The sequence below is a fragment of the Pseudomonas sp. P7758 genome (assembly GCF_013386485.1).
GTDB lineage: Bacteria > Pseudomonadota > Gammaproteobacteria > Pseudomonadales > Pseudomonadaceae > Aquipseudomonas.
The window spans coordinates 20,893-27,139 of sequence record NZ_JACARS010000082.1 but is presented as its reverse complement, the minus strand read 5'-3'; the positions used below and the strand labels follow the sequence as shown (position 1 = coordinate 27,139).

Genomic DNA, 6,247 nt, shown 5'->3' with positions numbered 1-6,247 from the left:
CGCGAAGGCGGTGGGTCAGTTAATGAAGATGGCGACTGACACACCGCTTTCGCGAGCAAGCCCGCTCCCACATTGACTGTGCCCACTTTGGATTTGCGGGGTTACTCGTGATGCGGCTCGCCCAGAAAGGTCAGGGAACTGAACAGTCCGCGAGTCGCGACATCAGCATTGTCTTTGAGCGGGATTTCCACCTGCGCCGCAATCACATTCAATCCTTCATTTCTCACCAGCACCTGGGCGCGACCGTCTTTATCGGTCTCGGTGCTCAGGGTGTTCGGTGCGTTGCGATAGTCTCCGATCAGCTTGACCCCAGCCGCCGGCTTGCCATCCAGCAGCACCCGTACCGGCAGTGATTTACCCGGGCCGACCGTCAGCGGATCAACTTCCGGCAAGATCAGTAGCTTGATCTGATCCAGCTTCGGCAACTTCGTCCCCGGCTGGTAGATCGCCAGGCTGTACTTGAAGGTCTGGGTCGACTCAATCGCCCCCGGCACCTTGCTGCGGCCCTCGTTGATCCACTTCTTGTCAGGCGTCTGTGACCACATCCCGTTATCCAGGGCGACCGCCAGTACAGCCGGCGATTTGAGCGGCTTCAGGCGCGCATGGTCGGGCAGACGTTCCACGGTCACCGGGATCATTTTGCCGCTGGCGTCGTAGGCCCAGGCGCCGCTGATTTTCTGCGCCTTGAACGCATTGTCTTCGGCGCCGTGGCCGTAGATCACTTCGATGTTGCCGCGCCGTTGTTCGGTCCACAGTCCGTGGGCCGAGACTTGGGTGGCAAACAGCAGGCCGAGCACGGCCAGGGATTTGAAGGCTTGCATGGAGACGTCCTTTTACAGGTTGAGGGTCAGGCTGACGGTGAAGTTGCGCGGCTCGCCGGGATTGACCCAGTAGTTGCTGTAGGAGCGCTCGTAGTACTTTTCATCGAACAGGTTGTTGAGGTTCAGGCCCACGGTGACGTTGTCGCTGGCCTTGTAATGGGCCAGCAAATCGACGGTGTGGTAGGCCGGTAATTCAAAGCTTTTGCCGGCTTCACCGGAGCGATCGCCGACGTAGGTGAAGGCTGCGCCAAGGTCGGAGCCGCGCAGCAGGCCGTCCTGGAATTCATACACCCCGAGCAAGCTGGCGCTGCGTTTGGCTACGCCGAGAATCCGGCTGCCAGTGGGGATGGCTTTGTCGCCTTTGGTCACTTCGGCGTCGATGTAGGCAAAGGCGCCGATCACCCGTACGGCGTCAGTCACCTGGCCGGTCAGTTGCAGGTCAAAACCCTGGCTGCGGGCCTTGCCCATGGCGCGCTGTGTGTCGGTAGCCGGGTCCAGGGCCAGGACATTTTCTTTCTCGATATGGAAGGCGGCGAGGGTGGTGCTCAGGCGGTCGTCGAACAGCTCGCTCTTGATCCCGATTTCATACCCCACGCCTTCTTCCGGCTTGAAGGATTTGCCGCCGGCGTCCAGGCCATTGTTGGGTTTGAACGAGGTGGAGGCGTTGGCGAACAGGCCCACTTCGGGCGTCAGTTGGTAGAGCAGGCCGGCGCGTTGGGTCAGGGCGTCGTGGGTCTGCCGGCTTTTGGCATGGTTGCGGCTGAAGTCGTCGGTGCGCTGCTCGAAGTGTTCGAACCGCGCGCCGATCATCCCGCGCAGGCGGTCGGTGAAGATGATCTGGTCCTGCAGGTTCAGCGCCTGGCTTTTCACCTGTTCGAAAAAGTCAGTGCCGGAGCGCTTGCCGTTCGGTTTGGGCTGACCATAGACCGGGTCATAGATGTCGATGGCGTAATCGCCGCCGGCGATGGCGGTCACCCGTTCTTTCTTGCGGTAGTCCTCGTACTCGGTGCCGATCAGCAATTCGTGCTGCCAACTGCCGATGTCGAACCGACCGCGCAGCTCGAGCTGGGTGATGCTGTCATGCCAACCGGTGGAGCGCTCGCGGTAGCGGCGGCTGAGGGTGTGGCCATCGGCATCCAGCGCGCGGTTTTCCGAGGCGTTGCCCCACAGGCTGCCTTGTTTGTAATGGCTGGCCAGGCGCAGTTGCCAGGCATCGTTGAGGTGATGCTCGAGGCTGGCTTGCAGGCGGTTGTTGTGGTTGCGGATATCGCCGTCGTCGGGCTCGCCGAGAAAGGTCGAGCGGGAGACGCCGCTCCAGCGGTTGTTGGGCGCGACGATGCCGCGGTCGAAAGTGGAGCGGTGACGCACGAATTCACTTTCCACCAGCAGGCGGGTGTCCGGGTCCAGTTGCCAACTGATGGAGGGCGCGACGAAGACCCGTTTGGCCTCAACGTGGTTGCGAAAGCTGTGGTTGTCTTCCACCGCCAGGTTGACCCGCGATAACACGTTGCCCTCGCTGTCCAGCGGCGTGTTCACGTCCAGCGCGGTGCGGTAGCGGTCCCAACTGCCGGCGCTGGTCTGCAGTGTGGTGAAGGCCTCGGGCTGCGGCTTTTTGCTGACGATATTCACCGTGCCGCCTGGGTCACCACGGCCATACAGGCTGGCGGCGGGGCCCTTGAGCACCTCGATGCGCTCGATATTCGCCGCGTCCGGCGTGCTCGGGTAACCGCGGTTGGCGCTGAAACCGTCCACGTAAAACTCTGACGTGGTGAAGCCGCGAACGCTGTATTCGTAGAGCGTCAGGCCGCCGAAGTTGTTCTGTTTGGACACGCCGCCGGCAAACTCAAGGGCACGCTCGACGTTGGTGCTGCCCAGGTCGTTGAGTACCGAAGCGGGAATCACGCTGATGGACTGTGGGATATCCCGCAAGGCGGTGTCGGTTTTTGTGGCGCTGGCGGAGCGGGTGGCGCGATAGCCCTTGACCGGGCCGGTGGCTGATTCGTACGCCTCGCTGGTGATGCGGGTGGCTTCCAGTTCAAGGGTGGCGGTGTCTTCGGCGTAGGCCGGGTCCACCAGCAAACCCAGGGCGATTCCCGCCAGCGGGGCAAATCTTCGAGACGGCATGATAGAGCGTTCCAATAGCGATATTGAAACAATATAACATGACTAATGAGAATGAATTTCTTTTGAAATATTAGGTAACAGGAGCCCGCGAACGGGCTCCCGAAGCCGTTATTCCTCTTCTTTCACCGGTGCAGGCGGCGGACGCAGGCCAATTTCCGCCGACAGCTTGATTTCCTTGCCATTGCGCATCACCTGGATCGCCACCTTGTCGGTGGGTTTGATCCGCGCCACCTGGTTCATCGACTTGCGACCATCTCCGGCCGGCTCGCCGTCGATGCTGAGGATCACATCCCCCAGTTGCAGGCCGGCTTTCTGCGCCGGGCCGTCGCGGAAGATCCCGGCGACCACGATGCCAGGGCGCCCGGTCAGGCCAAACGACTCGGCCAGTTCCTTGGTCAGCGGCTGGACTTCAATCCCCAGCCAGCCACGAATCACCTGGCCATGCTCGATGATCGACTTCATCACTTCAGTGGCCAGCTTCACCGGAATCGCGAAACCGATGCCCTGGGAGCCGCCGGACTTGGAGAAGATCGCGGTGTTGATGCCGGTCAGGTTGCCGTTGGCATCCACCAGCGCGCCGCCGGAGTTGCCCGGGTTGATCGCCGCGTCGGTCTGGATGAAGTCTTCGTAGCTGTTGAGGCCCAACTGGTTACGCCCGGTGGCGCTGATGATGCCCATGGTCACAGTCTGGCCGACGCCGAAGGGGTTGCCGATGGCCAGCGCCACGTCACCTACGCGCAAGCCTTCGGAGCGCCCGATGGTGATCGAGGGCAGGCCTTTCAAATCGATTTTCAGCACCGCGAGGTCGGTTTCCGGGTCGCTGCCGACCACGCGGGCCAGGGTTTCCCGGCCATCACGCAGGGCCACCACAATCTGGTCGGCGCCGGTGGTCACGTGGTTGTTGGTGAGGATGTAGCCTTCCGGGCTCATGATCACACCGGAGCCGAGGCTGGACTCCATGCGCCGCTGCTTGGGCGAGTTGTCGCCGAAATAGCGACGAAACTGTGGGTCTTCAAACAGCGGGTGCGCCGGTTTGTTGATGACCTTCGTGGTGTACAGGTTGACCACGGCGGGGGCGGCGATCACCACCGCATCGGCGTAAGTCACCGGGCCTTGTACCACCGCGCTGGTTTGCGGTGCCTGTTGCAGGTTGACATCGAGGGTCGGCAGGCCGACCAGTTGTGGATAACGCTGAATAATCAGCATCGCGATCAGCACGCCAGCCAACAATGGCCATCCAAAAAAACGCAGTGCCTTGAGCATGAAGAAAAATCCTGACAGGTTGCAGGGGGCGGGAGAGCGCCCATAATGTCGCGCATTATACGAGGCCGTGAGCGCCTCTGAACGGGATATTTAGGAGTCTTTTATGGCCGTTGCCCTGAGCACCTTAGTCGAGGAAGCGGACCGCTACCTTAATAGTGCCAAAATCGCCGATTACTGCCCCAACGGCCTGCAGGTCGAGGGCCGTCCGCAAGTGCTGCGCATCGTCAGCGGCGTGACCGCCAGCCAGGCATTGCTGGACGCGGCGGTCGAAGCCCAGGCCGACCTGGTGCTGGTGCACCACGGTTATTTCTGGAAAGGCGAAAGCCCGTGCATCACCGGCATGAAGCAGCGCCGCCTGAAAACCCTGCTCAAGCACGACATCAGCCTGCTGGCCTATCACTTGCCGCTGGACCTGCACCCTGAGGTCGGCAACAACGTGCAACTGGCCCGGCAACTGGACATCACCGTCGAAGGCCCGCTGGACCCGGACAACCTTAAGGTCGTCGGCCTGGTGGGCTCCCTGGCCGAGCCGGCGTCGCCCCGTGATTTTGCCCGCCGCGTGCAGGAAGCCATGGGCCGCGAGCCGCTGCTGATCGAAGGCAGCGAGATGATCCGCCGCGTGGGCTGGTGCACCGGTGGTGGCCAGGGCTATATCGACCAGGCGGTGCTCGCCGGGGTTGACCTGTACCTGAGCGGCGAAGCCTCGGAGCAGACCTTCCACAGCGCCCGGGAAAACGACATCAGCTTCATAGCGGCCGGGCATCACGCCACCGAGCGTTACGGCGTGCAAGCCTTGGGCGATTACCTCGCACGGCGCTTCGCCCTCGAACACATCTTCATCGATTGCCCAAACCCGATCTAACGAACACCACCGGACACATGTGGGAGCGGGCTTGCTCGCGAATGCGGTGCATCAGTCGCCATATGCATTGACTGACACACCGCATTCGCGAGCAAGCCCGCTCCCACATTTGATCGAGTCGAGCCAAACCCAGCGGTATATTGATATACCGTTTCGATCTAGCCAGCCCCCTCAATAGAATCAGGCGCTGTGCTAGCATGCCCCGCTCGAACACGGCCCGCTGGCCGTCCATAAGATCGTTTTTCCGTGAGTAACCATGGTCGACAAACTGACGCATCTGAAACAGCTGGAGGCGGAAAGCATCCACATCATCCGCGAGGTCGCCGCCGAGTTCGATAACCCGGTGATGCTCTACTCGATCGGTAAAGACTCCGCCGTGATGCTGCACCTGGCACGCAAGGCCTTTTTCCCGGGCAAGCTGCCGTTTCCGGTGATGCACGTCGACACCCGCTGGAAATTCCAGGAGATGTACAAGTTCCGCGACAAGATGGTCGAAGAGCTTGGTCTTGAGTTGATCACTCACGTCAACCCGGACGGGGTGGCGCAGGGCATCAACCCGTTCACCCACGGCAGCGCCAAGCACACTGACATCATGAAGACCGAGGGCCTGAAACAGGCGCTCGACAAGTATGGTTTCGATGCTGCATTCGGCGGTGCCCGTCGCGATGAAGAGAAATCCCGTGCCAAAGAGCGCGTGTACTCGTTCCGCGACAGCAAGCACCGCTGGGACCCGAAAAACCAGCGCCCGGAGCTGTGGAACGTCTACAACGGCAACGTCAACAAAGGCGAGTCGATCCGTGTGTTCCCGCTGTCCAACTGGACCGAGCTGGACATCTGGCAGTACATCTACCTGGAAGGCATCCCGATCGTCCCGCTGTACTTCGCCGCCGAACGCGAAGTGATCGAGAAGAACGGCACGTTGATCATGATCGACGACGACCGCATCCTCGAGCACCTGTCCGACGAAGACAAAGCCCGAATCGTCAAAAAGAAAGTACGTTTCCGTACCCTTGGCTGCTACCCGTTGACGGGCGCGGTGGAGTCCGAAGCCGAGACGCTGACGGACATCATTCAGGAAATGCTCCTGACGCGAACTTCCGAGCGCCAGGGCCGTGTCATCGACCACGATGGTGCAGGCTCGATGGAAGATAAAAAACGTCAAGGCTATTTCTAAGGG

Annotated in this window: 5 protein-coding genes; 2 read left to right on the top strand and 3 right to left on the bottom strand. The window is 61.2% G+C overall.

What is annotated here, in order from left to right; genetic code table 11:
- Positions 1-101: 101 nt before the first annotated feature.
- From HX873_RS18115 to algW, 3 genes are all read right to left on the bottom strand, one after another.
- Positions 102-821: a DUF4198 domain-containing protein gene (locus HX873_RS18115; protein ID WP_177123004.1), complete on the bottom strand. Its 720-nt coding sequence runs from the start codon at positions 819-821 to the stop codon at positions 102-104.
- 12 nt (positions 822-833) lie between these two features.
- Positions 834-2,945, bottom strand: a complete 2,112-nt coding sequence (locus HX873_RS18110) for a TonB-dependent siderophore receptor (protein WP_177123003.1) — start codon at positions 2,943-2,945, stop codon at positions 834-836.
- Between the two features lie 108 nt (positions 2,946-3,053).
- Positions 3,054-4,208, bottom strand: a complete 1,155-nt coding sequence (gene algW / locus HX873_RS18105) for a Do family serine endopeptidase AlgW (RefSeq protein ID WP_003208442.1) — start codon at positions 4,206-4,208, stop codon at positions 3,054-3,056.
- Positions 4,209-4,311: 103 nt separating this feature from the next.
- On the opposite strand from algW, the gene HX873_RS18100 reads away from it, so the two are divergent.
- Positions 4,312-5,070: a Nif3-like dinuclear metal center hexameric protein gene (locus HX873_RS18100; protein WP_177123002.1), complete on the top strand. Its 759-nt coding sequence runs from the start codon at positions 4,312-4,314 to the stop codon at positions 5,068-5,070.
- A 256-nt stretch (positions 5,071-5,326) separates the two neighbouring features.
- On the top strand, positions 5,327-6,244 hold the full coding sequence (gene cysD / locus HX873_RS18095; protein WP_003208447.1) for a sulfate adenylyltransferase subunit CysD: 918 nt from the start codon (positions 5,327-5,329) through the stop codon (positions 6,242-6,244).
- Positions 6,245-6,247: the final 3 nt, after the last annotated feature.

Bases quoted from the DNA above. Each gene is read 5' to 3' on its own strand.
- HX873_RS18115 (WP_177123004.1), bottom strand. From the start codon at position 821: ATGCAAGCCTTCAAATCCCTGGCCGTGCTCGGCCTGCTGTTTGCCACC.
- HX873_RS18110 (WP_177123003.1), bottom strand. From the start codon at position 2,945: ATGCCGTCTCGAAGATTTGCCCCGCTGGCGGGAATCGCCCTGGGTTTG.
- algW (WP_003208442.1), bottom strand. From the start codon at position 4,208: ATGCTCAAGGCACTGCGTTTTTTTGGATGGCCATTGTTGGCTGGCGTG.
- HX873_RS18100 (WP_177123002.1), top strand. From the start codon at position 4,312: ATGGCCGTTGCCCTGAGCACCTTAGTCGAGGAAGCGGACCGCTACCTT.
- cysD (WP_003208447.1), top strand. From the start codon at position 5,327: ATGGTCGACAAACTGACGCATCTGAAACAGCTGGAGGCGGAAAGCATC.